Here is a 15400-nt window from a genome sequence, read left to right as displayed (position 1 = left end):
ATGGGAGGAAACATGCTGCCGTCCGTACTCAGGGACAATCTTCGACTGCCGGTTGTCGCCTCGCCCCTGTTCATCATCTCTCATCCCGAATTGACACTGGCGCAATGCAAGGCAGGCATCGTTGGTTCGTTTCCCGCTTTGAACGCCCGCCCGGAAAGCCAGCTGGACGAATGGCTGGCGATGATGACCGAGGATTTGGCTGCTCATAATGCGGCAAACCCGGAAAGACCGGCGGCACCCTTTGCGGTCAACCAGATCGTCCATACGTCCAACAAACGGCTGGAGCACGATCTTGGCCTGTGCGTCAAATACAAGGTGCCGATCGTCATCTCGTCGCTGGGTGCCGTGCCGGAAGTCAACGCCGCCATCCACTCCTATGGCGGGATCGTGCTGCATGATGTCATCAACAACCGCCATGCCAGCTCCGCCATCCGCAAGGGTGCAGACGGGCTGATTGCGGTCGCCACCGGCGCTGGCGGCCATGCCGGCACGCTATCACCATTCGCGCTGGTCCAGGAAATCCGTGAATGGTTCGACGGCCCCTTACTTCTAGCAGGTGCCATCTCCAATGGCGGTGCCATTCTCGCGGCCCAAGCCATGGGTGCGGACATGGCCTATATAGGCTCTCCCTTCATCGCCACGACAGAGGCAAGGGCAAGTGATGCCTACAAACAGGCCATCGTGGAAGCGCAGGCCAGCGACATCGTCTACTCCAACTACTTCACCGGAATTCACGGCAATTACATGAAAGCCTCCATCCTCGCCGCGGGCATGGACCCCGATAATCTGCCGGTGGCCGACCCCTCCAAGATGGATTTCGGAGCACCAACCAGCGGCGCGAAAGCGTGGAAAGACATCTGGGGCGCAGGCCAAGGCGTGGGTGCCGTAAAAGCCGTCGAACCCGTCTCCGCTCTGGTCGACCGCCTCGCGTCCGAGTACACCACGGCCAAATCACGCCTTTGCAACTGATATCGAACAGAGACGGCTGATTTTTGAGCCAAGCGATATTCAAGACTTGAAATCCGGGCCCAATGCCTGTATCAGCCCGCCATATTATACAGCGCCGACAGCTTTCCGGCGCTTGGTACGCCGCTTTAGCTCAGGTGGTAGAGCACATCATTCGTAATGATGGGGTCGCAGGTTCGAGTCCTGCAAGCGGCACCAGTTTCCTTGAAAATCAAAGACTTGCTTCCGGCTTCCACAGTGGAACATTCTTGTTCGCTACAACGGAGCCTTTTTCGTTGGCAACTGCCAAAGCAGCGATACCCACACAGCAAAGCCGAAACGATCAGATAACGTTTGCGCGACGGACAGAGGAAACACCTCGTTCTCACAAGCAACCGCGCCTATGTACTTTGCTCACGTTAGAAAAGGAGAGCGAATGAGCGAGAACTATGGCCCTTACGTCCAGATGGGGACACTTGCAGAGCGAATGGCGGCCCACTACCAGACAGATGCAAACCTGGAACTGGGCCCGCACCTTTCTCACTATATGGAAGAGGTCGAGGTAAACATTGCCGCCCATAGTTTCGACCATGTCGGGTTCATGAACAAGATTCACGACCGGCTGGAAAAGAGTGTGATGGCAACTTCAAGCCTCCGGCATAACGAGTTCTTGCATGCCGTTATTGCCGCACTTCAAGACCGAATAAACCGGCATTAGATAGTGGCGGCGGGTTAGCGGGCGCTGGGCTGCGGCAAGAAGACAAATTGTTAAAGCGAGAGTCTAGAGATAGCATTATTCCTTCGATACCGTCTGGAAGTGATAAAGATGATGGATGGGGATTGGGTCGATTGGTTCCCTGTAGTTCTGTTGCCGCTCAAAATTATCGTTTTGGGTGTGGGAATGTTTTACGCCATTAAGTGGCACCACGATCAGGCGAAGAAGGATAAAGAATCCGGTAAGTAGATATCCGCGATCAGTGATCAGTGTGTAATAGCGTACGGTCAGTTTCGGTCAGTCATTGATGGCGTTGTTGTCATCACGACACAGGACAAGCATTTAACCGTCATCGACTTCGCGAATTTGGAGCGCATCACCGGACAAAGGGAAGGCTAATCACTGCTGCGGCTGGGTCGTCGTTCTCGGTATCAACGTCCCGTCCTGACTTTGTGGCGAAAGCTGCCTGTCGCCGTTCAGGAATGCGATGCTCACCACGATGCCTACGAGCACGCACAGCAGCGCTACGAATATCAGGCCTGATCTGTCTATTTGTTGTTTCATGCGTCCCTAACATAAACGTGAATGTGAAGATGATGGGGCGAAAAACACATTTCTTTAACGACGGACATATTTGGTTATGAAAGCGTGAAGGCACGCTTTGGCGTGCCTTCGTTTGTTAAGGTTTACTGCGTTACCTGAATGGGATCAGATGATGCCGCCGCTGCCGCTTTTGGATTCCGGGCGTTCGGCTGCGACCTTGGCGCGGTAACCGCTGGCGCGGTAGGTGGCGACAGGGTCTAGGGCACCGCGTGATCTTCTGCGCGCTTCAGCAAGAATAGGCTCGACGTCGGTGCGGTAGGCGCGCTTCAGCGTGTCAGATGCCATAAGAGCATCGTTTTCCTGCTGGAAGCCATCGAGGGCCGTGCGGTCCACCAGAAGCGCCTGCGCATGGGCGCGGCGGATTTCGTTGGCGCTGGAGATGAGGCTTTCTATGGGGTCGGTCACATTGTGCGACTGGTCGATCATGTGCGCTGGATGAAAACCTTCGACGCCGCGGTGGTCGGCATCGACAAGTTCGTTGAAGACGAGGAACAGGCGGTAGGGGTCGATCGAGCCCGCATCCAGATCGTCATCGCCATATTTGCTGTCGTTGAAATGGAAGCCGCCGAGTTTGCCGAACTGGATGAGGCGGGCGACGATCATTTCGATATTGGTGTTGGGCGCGTGATGGCCGAGATCGACAAGGCAGAAGGCCTTTTCACCCAGCGTGTTGGCGATGAGGTAGTTCGTGCCCCAGTCCTGCACCACCGTCGAATAAAAGGCTGGCTCATACATCTTGTGTTCGGAAAAGATGCGCCAGTCATCCGGCAGCGCCTTATAAATCTTCGCCATTCCTGAGAGATAACGCTCAAAGCTCTTGGTGAAATTGTTCTGGCCGGGGAAGTTGGAGCCATCGCCCACCCACACCGTCAGCGCCTTTGAGCCGAGAGCGTTACCGATCTCGATACATTCGATGTTGTGATCGACCGCCTGTTGGCGCGTTGCCGCATCTGCGTGGCTCAGCGAGCCGTATTTGTAAGAGTGCTGCTGCCCCTCCGCGTCCGAAAACGTGTTGGAGTTCATCGCATCGAAGCCAAGGCCGAGCGCATCTGCGTGGGCTTTCAGCCTCTTCGGGTCTTGCTTGTCCCAGGGAATGTGCAGGGAGACATTAGGGGTAGCCGCCGTCAACTGGTTGATGACGGCGCAATCGTCCAGCTTGTCGAAAATGCCGCGTGGCTCTCCCTTGCCAGGGAAGCGGGCAAAGCGCGTGCCGCCGGTGCCGACGCCCCAGGAGGGAACGGCGACGAAGAATTTTGACACCTGCGCGATGATCGCCTCGATATCAATGTTGCGGCGCGCCAGATGCGCGCCCAGCGCCTCGTAATCTGCCTGATGGGCGCTCGCGCGCTTTTCATTTTCGCGATCAACGATATCTGCCGCTATTTTCAATTCGGTCATGCTGTCCTCCCGTTCCTCTCCTCCCGCGATTGAACCAATTCCGCGCTCCCCACGTTATGTGTCTGGAAACAAACAGACGGGATATTCAATCGTGGACGTTATTCGCATTCTACTTGCCATTTTCCTGCCGCCGGTCGGCGTATTTCTTCAGGTCGGCCTTGGCCTACAGTTCTGGCTCAACATTCTCCTGACGCTGTGCGGATATATCCCCGGCATCATTCATGCCATTTGGGTCATCCTGCGCCGATAAAAGGTCTTTCACCCGCGATTAGCGGGTGAAGCTCTGCGCATTGCCAGCATCGACATTGATGATGTTGCCGGTGGATTTTGCTGAGGCATCCGAAGCGAGGAAGTAAATCGCTTCGGCAATGTCTTCAGGCAAGACATTCAGCTTCAACAATGAGCGCTTGCGGTAATGTTCCTCCAAATCGGTTACTTCGATCTTGGAAGATGCCGCACGCTGTTCACGCCACTCCCCGTTCCAGATTTTAGAGCCGCGTAGAACCGCATCAGGATTGACCGTATTGACGCGGATGCCGGCATCGGCCCCTTCCAGTGCAAGGCAGCGGGCCAGATGGATTTCCGCAGCCTTTGCCGTGCAATAGGCCGATGCATTCGGCGACGAAGCCAAGCCGTTCTTGGAGGCGACGAAGACAATGTTGCCGCCGAGGTTCTGGCGGCGGAACAGGCGGAAGGCTTCCCGCGAAACCAGAAAATAGCCAGTGGCGAGAATATCGATATTCTTGTTCCACATGGCAAGCGTCGTCTCCTCGACCGGTGCCGAGGACGCAATGCCCGCGTTGGATATCAGAATATCGACGCCGCCGAATTCGACGCTGGCCTGGGTGAAGGCGGAGAGAACGGCGTCTTCCTTCGTCACATCCAGCTTAACGCTACGCACCGCATCAGTGCTAAAACGCTTCTCGAAATCGCCCTTGGTGGCTTCCAAGGTGCCTTCATCGATATCCGCCAACACCACGCAGGCACCTTCATTTGCAAGGCGCTCCGCGGTCGCACGGCCAATGCCACCGGCACCGCCGGTGATGAAGGCCACGCGCCCTGCCAGGCTCTTGGGTTTCGGCATGCGCTGAAGCTTTGCCTCTTCCAGCAGCCAGTATTCGATGTCGAAAGCTTCCTGCTCCGGCAGGCCCTGATATTCGGAAACCGTGGACGCACCGCGCATGACATTGATGGCGTTGACGTAAAACTCACCCGCGATGCGCGCCGTCGCCTTGTCCTTGGCGAAGGACAGCAAGCCAACGCCGGGGATGAGGAAGATCACCGGGTTCGGGTCACGCATTCCAGGCGAATTATCGTGTTTGCAGCTTTCGTAATATCTGACGTAATCGGCGCGGTAATCCTCCAGCGCCTGATCGAGACCTGCCAGAAGCACGTCCACATCCGGCTTTGCCGTATCGAGATCGAGGATCAGCGGGCGGATTTTGGTGCGCAGGAAATGGTCCGGGCAGGATGTGCCGAGCGCACCGAGCGGCTTCAAATCCCTGGAATTGACAAACTCCAGCACCGCATCCTGATCATCGAAATGACCGAGCTTGCGCTCCTCACGACCGATGCGACCACGAATCTCCGGCATCAGGCGGGCTGCGATGTCGCGGCGCTGTTCCGGTGACAGGCTCTTCACCACCGCGCCACCAAAAATGGTCTTGCCCTCGGTTTCCCTAGCAAACCACTCGATGGCCTTGTTGATGATCTCAAGCGTCAGTTCGTAGCATTTCTTTGCGTCATTATCCCACGTAAACAGCCCATGGCTTTCCAGCACCACGCCCTTGGCCGTGGGGTTCGCCTTGACGAAGGCTTCGAGGTCGAGACCCAGCTGGAAGCCGGGGCGACGCCATGGCAGCCAGCCGATGTCATCGCCGAAAATCTGCTGAGTGAGTTCTTTTGAATTCTTCGAGGCGGCAATGGCGATGATCGCATCGGGGTGCATGTGATCGACATGATCGAACGGTACGAAGCCGTGTAGCGGCGTGTCGATGGAGGCCGCGCGTGGGTTGAGATTGTAGGTGCAGTGAGGCAGAAAACCGACCATGCGGTCTTCGTCTTCCACACCCTTGTAGATGCCCTTGAGCGCTTCCAGCTTGTCGAGATAGAGCGTGGCAAAGCCATCCAGCTTGATGGTGCCGACATCGCCGCCGGAGCCCTTGACCCACATGACGCGGACTTTTTCGCCCGTCAGCGGGTCGGTTTCCAGAACCTTGGCCGAGGTGTTGCCGCCGCCGTAATTGGTGATGCGCTTGTCTGCGCCCAACAGGTTGGAGCGATAGAGCAGCTTGCCCGGCTCATCGAGTGTCGCGGCGTAGGCATCATCCCAGCGGTTGTCGAGAAGACGGGTCTGTCCCATCGCAATATCCTCCCATATCGGTTATTCGCGGACTCATCGAAGCAGCCCGCCTCCCATTGACGGGAGATATCGCGCAATCAAAAGCGCAATGTCAATCATAAACGATCATATATTTTCATTGTGCGATGCAGCATTGTTTATTTTGATCGAACTTGATTGACAACGTAAAAACTTTACGAATAACTGATGTTCAGGAGGACCCCATGCACGAGAGCGAACGACATCGCATTATCCTAAGCGCCATACAGGAAAAGCCTGTGGTGACGGTGCAGGATATTGCCGAGTTGACGGACGCTTCCGAAGCGACGATCCGCCGGGATATTGCGTCTTTGCATGTGCAGGGCAAATTGCGGCGCGTACGTGGCGGGGCCGAAGCGGTGCATCCGCCCCAGCTTGGAAACCTCGCCGCACGACCATTCCGCGTGTCTGAATCGGTCAATATCGATAAGAAACGCGCAATTGCACGCAAGGCCGTCGATCTCTGCGAAGAGGGCGACGCCATCATCATCAATGGTGGCACCACAACGTTCCAGATGGTGCATTATCTCTCGGCCCGCCGTTTGCAGGTCATGACCAATTCTTTTGCGATTGCAGAGCATCTGGTCAAGCACTCCAAATGCAATGTCAGCGTGCCCGGCGGCGCGATTTACCGCGACCAGAGCCTGATATTGTCGCCATTCGAAAATGACGCGATCCGCAATTTTTATGCGCGGCGCATCTTCATCGGCGCGCAGGGTGTTGGCTCGCTCGGCATCATGGAATCCGATGCGCTCGTCATTCAGAGCGAACAGAAATTGATGCGGCAGGCGGAAGAGCTGATCGTGATGATCGACTCTTCCAAGTTCCGCAAACGCTCGAGCCTCATTCTCTGCCCGCTGGAAAATGTCTCAACCATCATCACCGATGAGGGCATTTCCGACGAGGCGGCACGGATGGTGGAGGCGGCGGGCGTGACGTTGATCGTGGCCGGAGCGGTTGCGGGTGCGCAAGTATCGCGACCGCCGGACGAAGAGGATTCCGCTTCGGTCGCTTGAGGAGCACCGCAGCGGGAATAAGGTTTAATCGGGAGGAGAACCAACATGAAACTGACACGCAGAAAACTGAGCCAGGCACTGGCGCTCAGCGTCGCCATCGGCGTTGCCGGATTTGGCGGCATGGCGCAGGCCAAAGACATCAAGATCGCGCTTGTGGTCAAATCGCTCGGCAACGGCTTCTTTGAAGCGGCAAACAAGGGCGCGCAGGAAGCTGCCAAGGATTTGGGTGGCGTCGAAATCATCTATACCGGCCCGACGACGACGACAGCCGAAGGCCAGATCGAAGTCATAAACTCGCTGATCGCGCAGGGCGTGGATGCCATTGCGATTTCGGCCAACGACCCGGATGCGGTGGTGCCAGCACTGAAGAAGGCTGCACAGCGCGGCATCAAGGTTATTTCCTGGGATAGCGGTGTTGCACCGGCAGGTCGCATTCTACAGCTCAACCCATCTTCCAACGCGCTGATTGGCAAGATGTGCCTGCAGCTCGCAGCCGCGCATCTGGAAGGCGGCAAGGGTGACTTTGCTATTCTCTCTGCCACCACCACCTCCACGAACCAGAATATCTGGATCGACGAGATGAAGAAGCAGCTGAAGGACTTCCCCGGCCTCAACCTCGTGACCACCGTCTATGGTGATGACCTGGCCGACAAGAGCTACCGCGAAGCACAGGGCCTGCTCACATCTCAGCCGAATGTGAAGGTCATCGTGGCACCGACCACGGTCGGCGTGCTGGCTGCATCGCAGGCGGTGAAGGATGCGGGCAAGATCGGCCAAGTCTTCGTGACCGGCCTCGGTCTTCCCTCCGAAATGGCCGGTGCCATCAAGTCGGGTGCCACCAAGGAATTCGCCATCTGGAACCCCATCGACCTCGGCTATTCCGCCACCCAGATCGCCTACCACCTTGTGAAGGGTGATGCGGATGGCAAGCCGGGCAGCGAGATCGAAGCCGGACGCATGGGCAAGATCAAGGTCGGTGAAAACAGCGAAGCTGCGATGGCCGATCCGTTTGTGTACGACGCGAAGAACATCGATCAGTTCTCGAAGATTTTCTGAGGTGATGGCGTTGAGGGTGGGGCTTACCCCCCTCTGCCCTGCCGGGCATCTCCCCCTCAAGGGGGGAGATCGGCTGGGCGCTCACCCAATACTTTTTTCGCAAGCGTTCGAGATAGCCGAGAGGCTGCCGCAGGTCGATCTCCCCCCTTGTGGGGGAGATGTCCGGCAGGACAGAGGGGGGTCGCCCCACCCACAAATCAAAGAAATTAGATGATGCGTGTTGAAACAAAAATTGCAGAAGCGCACGAGGCCTCAAACACCTCGCCCATTCTCGAAATGCGCGGCATCAGCCAGATATTCCCCGGCGTCAAAGCGCTGGATGGCGTCAACATTGCGCTCTACCCTGGTAAGGTCACTGCCCTCATCGGCGAGAACGGCGCAGGCAAATCCACACTCGTCAAAATCCTGACCGGTATCTACCGCCCCAATGAAGGCGAAATCCTGCTGGATGGGCAGCCCGTTACATTTCACAGCGCGCAGGATGCCATCGATGCCGGCGTTACCGCCATTCATCAGGAAACCGTGCTGTTCGATGAACTGTCGGTGGGTGAAAACATATTCCTCGGCCATGCGCCGAAAGCCCGTTTCGGGCTGATCGACTGGAGGACGATCAACGAGAAATCCCGCGCGCTGCTGGAGCGGCTGGAAAGCAAGATCGATCCAACCATTCGGTTAAAAGACCTGTCGATTGCGCAGCGGCATCTGGTGGCGATTGCCCGCGCACTGTCCGTCGAAGCCCGCATTGTCATCATGGATGAGCCGACGGCGGCACTGTCGCGCAAGGAAATCGACGACCTCTTCCGCATTGTGGAAAATCTGAAGCGGCAGGGCAAGGCCATCCTTTTCATCAGCCACAAATTCGATGAGGTCTATGAAATCGCCGAAAGCTATGCGGTTTTCCGCGATGGCAAGATGGTCGGTTCTGGCGACCTAGTGCAGACACCGCAGGACGAGATCGTCCGGCTGATGGTGGGGCGCGATGTGAAGGACGCCTTTCCGAAACAGGCGGTCAATATCGGCGCGACCACGCTTTCGGTGCAACGTTACTGCCACGATACCGAGTTTCGCGACATTTCCTTCGATCTGCGCAAGGGCGAGATTCTCGGCCTTTACGGGTTGATCGGCGCGGGGCGCTCGGAGCTTTGCCAGTCCCTGTTCGGCATCACCCGCCCCGCCTCCGGCACGCTCACGCTGAATGGCGAGCCGCTTTCCATTCGTTCACCGGAAGATGCGATCCGCGCTGGCATCGTTTATGTGCCGGAAGAGCGCGGAAGGCATGGGCTGGCGCTGGATTTACCGATTTATCAGAATATGTCACTGCCGTCCCTTGCTCGCACATCGCGCAAGGGCTTTCTGACGGCGGCCAATGAATTTGCGCTGGCGCGTAAATATGCGTCGCGGCTGGATTTGCGGGCGGCGGCCCTTTCCGTGCCCGTCGGAACGCTCTCGGGCGGCAACCAGCAGAAGGTGGTTATCGGCAAATGGCTGGCGACACAGCCCAAGGTCATCATTCTGGATGAGCCGACCAAGGGCATCGATATCGGCTCCAAAGCTGCCGTGCACGGTTTCATCAGCGAACTGGCCGCCGAGGGACTGTCGATCGTCATGATTTCATCCGAACTGCCGGAAATTCTTGGCATGTCCGACCGCGCCATCGTGATGCGCGAGGGGCTGATGGCGGGCATGTTCGAACGAGCCGATTTTTCAGCCGAGAAGCTGGTGCGCGCCGCCACGGGCAATGCGTGAGAGGAGCAAAATCATGAAAAGACTGCTCAAAAATCGCGAATGGCTGCTGGCAGGCATCATCATCCTGTTGATCGCAGGCTTCTCGCTGCGCTCCCCCGGCTTCGAGCGCCCGGCCAATCTCGTCAATATCTTCAACGACACTTCGATCCTCATCATTCTGGCGCTGGGCCAGATGGGCATTATCCTGACGAAATCCATTGATCTCTCGGTCGCCGCCAACCTCGCCTTCACAGGCATGGCGGTGGCTATGACCAATGCGGCTTTTCCCTCGATACCCCTGCCCTTCCTTATTGCCATGGCAATCGTCATCGGCGCGTTTCTGGGCTCTATCAACGGCATTCTCGTATGGTGGCTGGGGCTGCCCTCCATCGTGGTCACCTTGGGAACGCTGACGATTTATCGCGGCATGGCCTTTGTTCTCTCAGGTGGCGCTTGGGTCAATGCACATCAGATGTCGCCGACGTTTCTCAACGTTCCACGCACGCCAATCCTGGGAATGCCGGTTTTGTCCTGGGTCGCGATCCTGATCATTGCAGGCGCGTGGCTGGTCTTGACACGCACGTCCTTCGGACGCTCGGCCTATGCCTCGGGCGGCAATTCTGGGGCTGCGGTCTATGCGGGCATCGATGTCGGTCGCACGCGCTTTCTGGCCTTTGTTCTTTCGGGCGCGCTGGCGGGGCTGGCAAGTTACCTCTGGGTGTCGCGTTATGCCGTCGCCTATGTCGACATCGCCTCGGGTTTCGAACTGGACAGCGTTGCGGCCAATGTGATCGGCGGCATATCGATTGCCGGTGGCATCGGCTCGGTGGCCGGTGCTGTGCTGGGGGCGCTGTTTCTCGGTGTCATCAAGAATGCGCTGCCGGTCATTGGCATTTCGCCCTTCGCACAGATGGCGATCTCAGGCGTCGTTATCGTGCTGGCCGTGGTCTTCAACGCGCGTGCCGAAGCCAAGAAGGGCCGCATCGTCCTGCGTGACAGGGCCAAGACCGAAATCGCCAAGGAGGCATCGGCATGAGCACGGCTGCACCCGAAACCTCGACGCCCCGCGTCATTCCAGACAAGCTCGGCACGCCGTTCAAGCGCATCATGGCCAGCTGGGAAGTGCTGCTTTTAGGCGTGGCGATCCTGATCTTCATCGTCAATTCCTTCGCGTCGCCCTATTTCCTCGATGCCTATAACCTCTCCGACGCAACCTTCAACTTTACCGAAAAGGCGCTGATCGCATTCGCCATGGCGCTGCTCATCGTCGCTGGTGAAATCGATCTTTCGGTCGCCGCCATCATCGCGCTGGCCTCCACCGCCATGGGGTATGCGGTGCAGATGGGGGTCGGCACGCCCGGGCTGGTGGCCATCGGCATCGGCACCGGTCTTGCCTGTGGTGCCTTCAACGGCTTTCTGGTGGCGGGGCTGAAGTTGCCCTCCATCGTCGTCACCATCGGCACGATGAGCCTGTTTCGCGGCATTTCCTATCTGGTGCTGGGCGATCAGGCCTTTGGCAAATATCCTGAGAGCTTTGCCTATTTCGGGCAGGGCTATGTGTTCTGGGTCATCTCGTTTGAGTTTGTGCTGTTCGTGGTCATGGCTGTCATCTTCGCCATTCTGCTGCATGCCACGAATTTTGGGCGTCAGGTCTTCGTTATCGGCACCAATCCCTTTGCCGCGCGCTTTTCCGGCATTCCGGTGGAGCGGGTGAAGTTCATCCTGTTCCTGCTGACAGGTTTGATGAGTGGCATCGCCGCCGTCTGCCTCACCTCACGCCTCGGCTCCACCCGCCCATCCATCGCGCAAGGCTGGGAGTTGGAAGTGGTGACCATGGTGGTGCTGGGCGGCGTCTCCATTCTCGGCGGCTCCGGCACCATTGGCGGCGTGGTAATTGCGGCTTTCGTCATGGGTCTCGTCACCTTCGGGCTTGGCCTCTTGAACGTCCCCGGCATCGTCATGTCGATTTTCGTCGGCCTGCTGCTGATCATTACCATCGCCATTCCCATCGTCGTGCGCCGTTTGCGGGCCATGAGGTAGACCATGCCAGAATTCGAAAAACACGCCTTCAAGATGAAGCTCTTTCCGGGCATGGAAGCCGAATACCGGAAACGCCATGATGAGATATGGCCGGAACTGGTAACGCTGCTGCACGAGGCGGGCGTGAGCGATTATTCCATCCATCTCGACCCGGAAACCAATATTCTCTTCGGCGTTCTGACCCGCCCAAAAAATCACGGCATGGCCGTACTACCCGACCATCCGGTGATGAAACGCTGGTGGGCGCATATGGCCAATATCATGGACAGCAACCCGGATAACTCCCCGGTTGCGACCGACCTCGTGACGTTGTTTTGCCTGCCATGACCATCAAGAATGTCGCCGTCATCGATATCGGCAAGACGCACGCCAAGCTGATCGTGGTCGATGGCGAGAGGGGTGAGGAAATCGCCTCTCGCAAGATCGCCAACAGGGTTCTGAGCGCCCCACCCTACCCGCATTACGATATCGAGGCGCTGTGGAGTTTTATCATCGAGGGGCTGGCGGCGTTTCGAGCGGAGCCGGGATATCAGGCCATCTCCATCACCACCCATGGGGCGAGTGCTGCTCTTCTGAATGGCCAAGGCGATCTGGTGCTGCCGGTGCTGGATTACGAACACAGCTATCCCGACGACATCCAAAAAGCCTACGCGGCTCTGCGCCCGCCTTTTGAAGAGACCTTCTCGCCTGCTCTGCCCATGGGGCTGAATGTCGGGGCGCAGCTGCATTATCAGAAGACTGCATTTCCGGACGCCTTCGCTGTTGTCACCGACATCCTGACCTATCCGCAATATTGGGCCTATCGGTTGACCGGAGTGAAGGCCAATGAGGCGACGTCGCTGGGCTGCCACACCGATCTTTGGCAACCGGGCAAGGCCGCGTTTTCGAGCCTGCCGGAAACACTCGGCATCGCCACTCTGTTCGCACCTGTGCGCTCGGCATTCGATGCACTAGGAACGGTTTTGCCTGATATCGCAGTGAAAATCGGCATCGATCACGACATGCCTGTTTATTGCGGGCTGCATGATTCCAATGCGTCGCTGCTGCCGCATCTGATGGTGCGCAAAGGCCCGTTTTCGGTGGTGTCCACGGGGACATGGGTCATCTGTTTCGGTGTCGGTGCATCGCTTGAAAAGCTGGATCCGGCCCGCGATACGCTGGTCAATGTCGATGCGTTCGGAAAGCCGGTTCCCTCGGCACGCTTCATGGGCGGGCGGGAATTCGAGATGCTGACGGCGGGTATAAAACCGCCGAGCGAGGCTGAGCTTGGGGCGGCGCTGGACGCTGTGCTGGCTGATGAGATTCTCTATCTGCCAAATGCCGTGGAGGGGTCGGGTCCGTACCCCGGTCGCAAAGGCCAGTGGTTGAACGAACCGCGCAGCGACACGGAACGCCATGTTGCGGCCAGCCTCTATGCCGCAATGATGACGGCGTCCTGCCTTTCGCTGATTGGCGATGCGCAAACGACCATCGTGGAAGGTCCTTTCGGCAGCAATAGCGTTTATACGCAGGCGCTGGCAGCAATGACCGGATCGGATGTGCTGGTGACGGATAGCAACAGCCCGTCAGGCACGGCGCTGGGTGCGGCACTGCTTGCCACCCGCCATGCACCACGCCAGTCCTATCACGCGGTGCAGCCGCTACACGGCCTCTTGAGCTACTACGACAGATGGCGTGAGATGGTGAAAGCCGACTACGCGATGGCCTGAACCAGCCAGAAACCGCCGGTGGCTGCGAGGCCTGTCAGGAACGTTCCCCAAAGGATATCGGCCACGCACAAACGCCACGACCAACCCTTCAGAGTGGAAAGATTGGTCATGTCATAGGTGCCATAGGCGAAGCCGCCAAGGAGTGCGCCCGCAATAAGAGCCTTGCTCCACCCGCCGCCATTGATGGCCGGGACAACGGCGAAATAGACGATGCCGGCGATGTAAAACAGGTAGAAGATACCGGCGGCAGCGAAATTGGGTTTTGGCAGCAGAAGCGGACCGATCTCGCGCTTGTAAAAGCTCGATGACTTCGACAGCCAGACGAAATCCAGGCCAAAAAAGACGACGGCCGTGCCGATATAGGCGATTATCAATTCCATCGTCTTATTTTCCTTAAATGCCGAGAACCGGCTGCAACAGGCGAACCAGCCAGCTCTTGAATTTCAGTGGTGCGTCCGTCACCGCAAGGCAGATGCAGTCTTCACCCTCACCCGCCACAGGCTGATGCGTCAGGTCTTCATCCGCTTCTTCGAAGTCGCCGCGGCGAAACACGTCCTTGCCATCCATGAAGCTTCCGGCCAGAACCACCGTCAGTTCCCGTCCACCGTGGCTGTGTTCCGGTACGGGCTTGCCCGCCGGTATGCGCAACAAGCGAACGATTGCCTCACCATCGCTGGTGGGAATAGGAAAGTGGTAAGCGCCGGGGCCAAGCTGTTTCCACTTGAGCACGTCCACATCGCCACCGGCATAGGAGCGCAACGGTTCCGGCAAAACGGCCTTGACGGACTGCTTCGCTGGCAAATCAGAAGCCACGGGCTTCGTGTTGGGCTGCAACAGTGTGCGTATCTTGTCCCAATCGGCATCGGAAGCGTCCCGCGTGGGGCCAATATCATCCAGAAGCGCGCCGCCGGTCATTTCCATCTCGGAAAGTCGTTGGCGGCTCTCGGGACACAGGGCCAGATGGGTCGAGATAGCAAGGCTCCAGCTCTCACCGAGGCTTCCCGAAGCGTAATCCAGCAGCAACTCATCGCTAACGTGGTGCCGTACACTCATGTGCGTGACTCCAGTGCAGTTCGCAGCTTGGCGAAGGCCAGCCGAATGCGTGATTTGACGGTGCCCACGGGAAGGCCGAGTTGTTCGGCGATCGCACTGTGGGATACTTCATCGAAAAACGAGCGTTTCAACAGATCGAGCTGTTCCTGCGGCAACTGCGCCAGCGCTCGGTGCAGACGTTGTGCATCCTGCACCTCTTCAAGCTGCGTATCGGCAGCAGGCGCATCGTCCTTCACGAAGGCCGGATCGTTGAAATCAAATTCCGGACGCTTGTTCTTGCGGTGTGCATCTATGCGCAGATTTCTGGCAATTCTGAATATCCACGCGGAGACATTGCCGCGGGCGGGGTCGAACAAGGCAGCCTTGTTCCAGACCGTTATCATGGTTTCCTGCATCAGTTCCTCAGCGGCCTGTGCATCGCGCACCTGCCGTAACATATATGTCCGCACGCGTGGTCCGTAATACCGGAAAAGCGTCTCGAAAGCCTCGACGCTTCGCTCGGAAGCAACTGCCCTTATCAGGGCCGGACATTCGCTTTCGATATTGTTCTTGGCGATATCATTCATGCGGATCGGCTTCACTCCGCTTCCAAACAGCTTGCCCGCAACCGGACTGTTCCGCTCGCGCGTCATATATTGCCATGCAGGGGCAGCTATGGAAACGTTTATTGTCATGAAACGGATTACGCCGGCAGATCATCAGCGGATCACCCCAAACAAAAAAATGCGCGTTCGGCAATCCACTGGCTCGCCTCGCTCGT

16 protein-coding genes and 1 tRNA gene are annotated in these 15400 nt (G+C 57.7%); 11 read left to right on the top strand and 6 right to left on the bottom strand.

All coding sequences use genetic code 11. From position 1 onward, the window contains the following. Positions 1–12: 12 nt before the first annotated feature. The 3 genes from CPJ18_RS01675 (at position 13) to CPJ18_RS01665 (ending at position 1663) form a co-directional block, all read left to right on the top strand. The gene (locus CPJ18_RS01675) at positions 13–969 is read left to right on the top strand and encodes an NAD(P)H-dependent flavin oxidoreductase (protein ID WP_103656734.1); all 957 of its coding nucleotides are present in this window, start codon (positions 13–15) and stop codon (positions 967–969) included. Between the two features lie 119 nt (positions 970–1088). After that, positions 1089–1164: transfer RNA gene (locus tag CPJ18_RS01670), tRNA-Thr, on the top strand. Positions 1165–1381: 217 nt separating this feature from the next. Then, positions 1382–1663, top strand: a complete 282-nt coding sequence (locus tag CPJ18_RS01665; protein WP_103656733.1) for a hypothetical protein — start codon at positions 1382–1384, stop codon at positions 1661–1663. 396 nt (positions 1664–2059) lie between these two features. Here the strand turns inward: CPJ18_RS01665 and CPJ18_RS26715 are convergent, their stop codons facing one another. Continuing rightward, positions 2060–2224: a hypothetical protein gene (locus CPJ18_RS26715; protein ID WP_167397807.1), complete on the bottom strand. Its 165-nt coding sequence runs from the start codon at positions 2222–2224 to the stop codon at positions 2060–2062. 144 nt (positions 2225–2368) lie between these two features. Next, a complete protein-coding gene (gene rhaI, locus CPJ18_RS01660; protein WP_103656732.1) occupies positions 2369–3661 on the bottom strand; it encodes an L-rhamnose catabolism isomerase in 1293 nt (430 codons plus the stop codon). Positions 3662–3752: 91 nt separating this feature from the next. Between rhaI and CPJ18_RS01655 the strand changes: the two genes are divergently transcribed. Continuing rightward, positions 3753–3911, top strand: a complete 159-nt coding sequence (locus tag CPJ18_RS01655) for a YqaE/Pmp3 family membrane protein (protein WP_082453484.1) — start codon at positions 3753–3755, stop codon at positions 3909–3911. An 18-nt stretch (positions 3912–3929) separates the two neighbouring features. On the opposite strand, the gene CPJ18_RS01650 is transcribed toward CPJ18_RS01655, so the two are convergent. Further along, positions 3930–6023, bottom strand: coding sequence for a bifunctional rhamnulose-1-phosphate aldolase/short-chain dehydrogenase (locus CPJ18_RS01650; RefSeq protein ID WP_103656731.1), 2094 nt, complete (start codon positions 6021–6023; stop codon positions 3930–3932). A 203-nt stretch (positions 6024–6226) separates the two neighbouring features. Here CPJ18_RS01650 and CPJ18_RS01645 point away from each other — a divergent pair, with 203 nt between their 5' ends. The 7 genes from CPJ18_RS01645 to CPJ18_RS01610 all read left to right on the top strand — a co-directional run bounded on the left by CPJ18_RS01645 (position 6227) and on the right by CPJ18_RS01610 (position 13587). After that, positions 6227–7057, top strand: a complete 831-nt coding sequence (locus tag CPJ18_RS01645; protein WP_103656730.1) for a DeoR/GlpR family DNA-binding transcription regulator — start codon at positions 6227–6229, stop codon at positions 7055–7057. A 45-nt stretch (positions 7058–7102) separates the two neighbouring features. Beyond that, positions 7103–8113, top strand: coding sequence for a rhamnose ABC transporter substrate-binding protein (gene rhaS, locus CPJ18_RS01640; protein WP_103656729.1), 1011 nt, complete (start codon positions 7103–7105; stop codon positions 8111–8113). A 210-nt stretch (positions 8114–8323) separates the two neighbouring features. Continuing rightward, positions 8324–9859, top strand: coding sequence for a sugar ABC transporter ATP-binding protein (locus CPJ18_RS01630; RefSeq protein ID WP_167397806.1), 1536 nt, complete (start codon positions 8324–8326; stop codon positions 9857–9859). A gap of 13 nt (positions 9860–9872) precedes the next feature. Beyond that, a complete protein-coding gene (locus CPJ18_RS01625) occupies positions 9873–10874 on the top strand; it encodes an ABC transporter permease (RefSeq protein ID WP_103656939.1) in 1002 nt (333 codons plus the stop codon). Next, on the top strand, positions 10871–11878 hold the full coding sequence (locus CPJ18_RS01620) for an ABC transporter permease (RefSeq protein ID WP_103656728.1): 1008 nt from the start codon (positions 10871–10873) through the stop codon (positions 11876–11878). The genes CPJ18_RS01625 and CPJ18_RS01620 overlap by 4 nt, the downstream gene beginning before the upstream one ends. 3 nt (positions 11879–11881) lie before the next feature. Next, positions 11882–12205, top strand: a complete 324-nt coding sequence (rhaM, locus tag CPJ18_RS01615) for an L-rhamnose mutarotase (protein WP_103656727.1) — start codon at positions 11882–11884, stop codon at positions 12203–12205. Beyond that, the gene (locus CPJ18_RS01610) at positions 12202–13587 is read left to right on the top strand and encodes an FGGY-family carbohydrate kinase (RefSeq protein ID WP_153366843.1); all 1386 of its coding nucleotides are present in this window, start codon (positions 12202–12204) and stop codon (positions 13585–13587) included. Before rhaM ends, CPJ18_RS01610 begins: the two co-directional genes overlap by 4 nt. On the opposite strand, the gene CPJ18_RS01605 is transcribed toward CPJ18_RS01610, so the two are convergent. Genes CPJ18_RS01605 through CPJ18_RS01595 form a run of 3 tightly spaced genes read right to left on the bottom strand, consistent with a single transcriptional unit; the run spans position 13572 to position 15314 of the window. Continuing rightward, positions 13572–13967, bottom strand: coding sequence for a DUF2177 family protein (locus tag CPJ18_RS01605; protein WP_103656726.1), 396 nt, complete (start codon positions 13965–13967; stop codon positions 13572–13574). The genes CPJ18_RS01610 and CPJ18_RS01605 overlap by 16 nt on opposite strands. A 13-nt stretch (positions 13968–13980) precedes the next feature. After that, complete coding sequence (locus CPJ18_RS01600) at positions 13981–14640, bottom strand: ChrR family anti-sigma-E factor (protein ID WP_103656725.1); 660 nt, start codon at positions 14638–14640, stop codon at positions 13981–13983. After that, positions 14637–15314 carry a sigma-70 family RNA polymerase sigma factor gene (locus CPJ18_RS01595; protein WP_083716450.1) on the bottom strand — a complete coding sequence of 226 codons (678 nt, stop codon included), beginning with the start codon at positions 15312–15314 and terminating at the stop codon, positions 14637–14639. The genes CPJ18_RS01600 and CPJ18_RS01595 overlap by 4 nt, the downstream gene beginning before the upstream one ends. Positions 15315–15400 lie beyond the last annotated feature (86 nt).

It is taken from the genome of Agrobacterium rosae (genome assembly GCF_002915175.1).
In the GTDB taxonomy this organism is placed as follows: domain Bacteria; phylum Pseudomonadota; class Alphaproteobacteria; order Rhizobiales; family Rhizobiaceae; genus Agrobacterium; species Agrobacterium rosae.
The sequence above is the reverse complement of the archived record's forward strand: the minus strand, read 5'-3'. Positions and strand labels throughout refer to the sequence as shown.

What these genes read in the sequence shown, in the direction of transcription:
- CPJ18_RS01625 (WP_103656939.1), top strand. Translation starts at nt 9,873, where the DNA reads ATGAAAAGACTGCTCAAAAATCGCGAATGGCTGCTGGCAGGCATCATC.
- rhaS (WP_103656729.1), top strand. Translation starts at nt 7,103, where the DNA reads ATGAAACTGACACGCAGAAAACTGAGCCAGGCACTGGCGCTCAGCGTC.
- CPJ18_RS01605 (WP_103656726.1), bottom strand. Translation starts at nt 13,967, where the DNA reads ATGGAATTGATAATCGCCTATATCGGCACGGCCGTCGTCTTTTTTGGC.
- CPJ18_RS01675 (WP_103656734.1), top strand. Translation starts at nt 13, where the DNA reads ATGCTGCCGTCCGTACTCAGGGACAATCTTCGACTGCCGGTTGTCGCC.
- CPJ18_RS01645 (WP_103656730.1), top strand. Translation starts at nt 6,227, where the DNA reads ATGCACGAGAGCGAACGACATCGCATTATCCTAAGCGCCATACAGGAA.
- CPJ18_RS01650 (WP_103656731.1), bottom strand. Translation starts at nt 6,023, where the DNA reads ATGGGACAGACCCGTCTTCTCGACAACCGCTGGGATGATGCCTACGCC.
- rhaI (WP_103656732.1), bottom strand. Translation starts at nt 3,661, where the DNA reads ATGACCGAATTGAAAATAGCGGCAGATATCGTTGATCGCGAAAATGAA.
- CPJ18_RS01595 (WP_083716450.1), bottom strand. Translation starts at nt 15,314, where the DNA reads ATGACAATAAACGTTTCCATAGCTGCCCCTGCATGGCAATATATGACG.
- CPJ18_RS01600 (WP_103656725.1), bottom strand. Translation starts at nt 14,640, where the DNA reads ATGAGTGTACGGCACCACGTTAGCGATGAGTTGCTGCTGGATTACGCT.
- CPJ18_RS26715 (WP_167397807.1), bottom strand. Translation starts at nt 2,224, where the DNA reads ATGAAACAACAAATAGACAGATCAGGCCTGATATTCGTAGCGCTGCTG.
- CPJ18_RS01630 (WP_167397806.1), top strand. Translation starts at nt 8,324, where the DNA reads ATGATGCGTGTTGAAACAAAAATTGCAGAAGCGCACGAGGCCTCAAAC.
- rhaM (WP_103656727.1), top strand. Translation starts at nt 11,882, where the DNA reads ATGCCAGAATTCGAAAAACACGCCTTCAAGATGAAGCTCTTTCCGGGC.
- CPJ18_RS01610 (WP_153366843.1), top strand. Translation starts at nt 12,202, where the DNA reads ATGACCATCAAGAATGTCGCCGTCATCGATATCGGCAAGACGCACGCC.
- CPJ18_RS01620 (WP_103656728.1), top strand. Translation starts at nt 10,871, where the DNA reads ATGAGCACGGCTGCACCCGAAACCTCGACGCCCCGCGTCATTCCAGAC.
- CPJ18_RS01665 (WP_103656733.1), top strand. Translation starts at nt 1,382, where the DNA reads ATGAGCGAGAACTATGGCCCTTACGTCCAGATGGGGACACTTGCAGAG.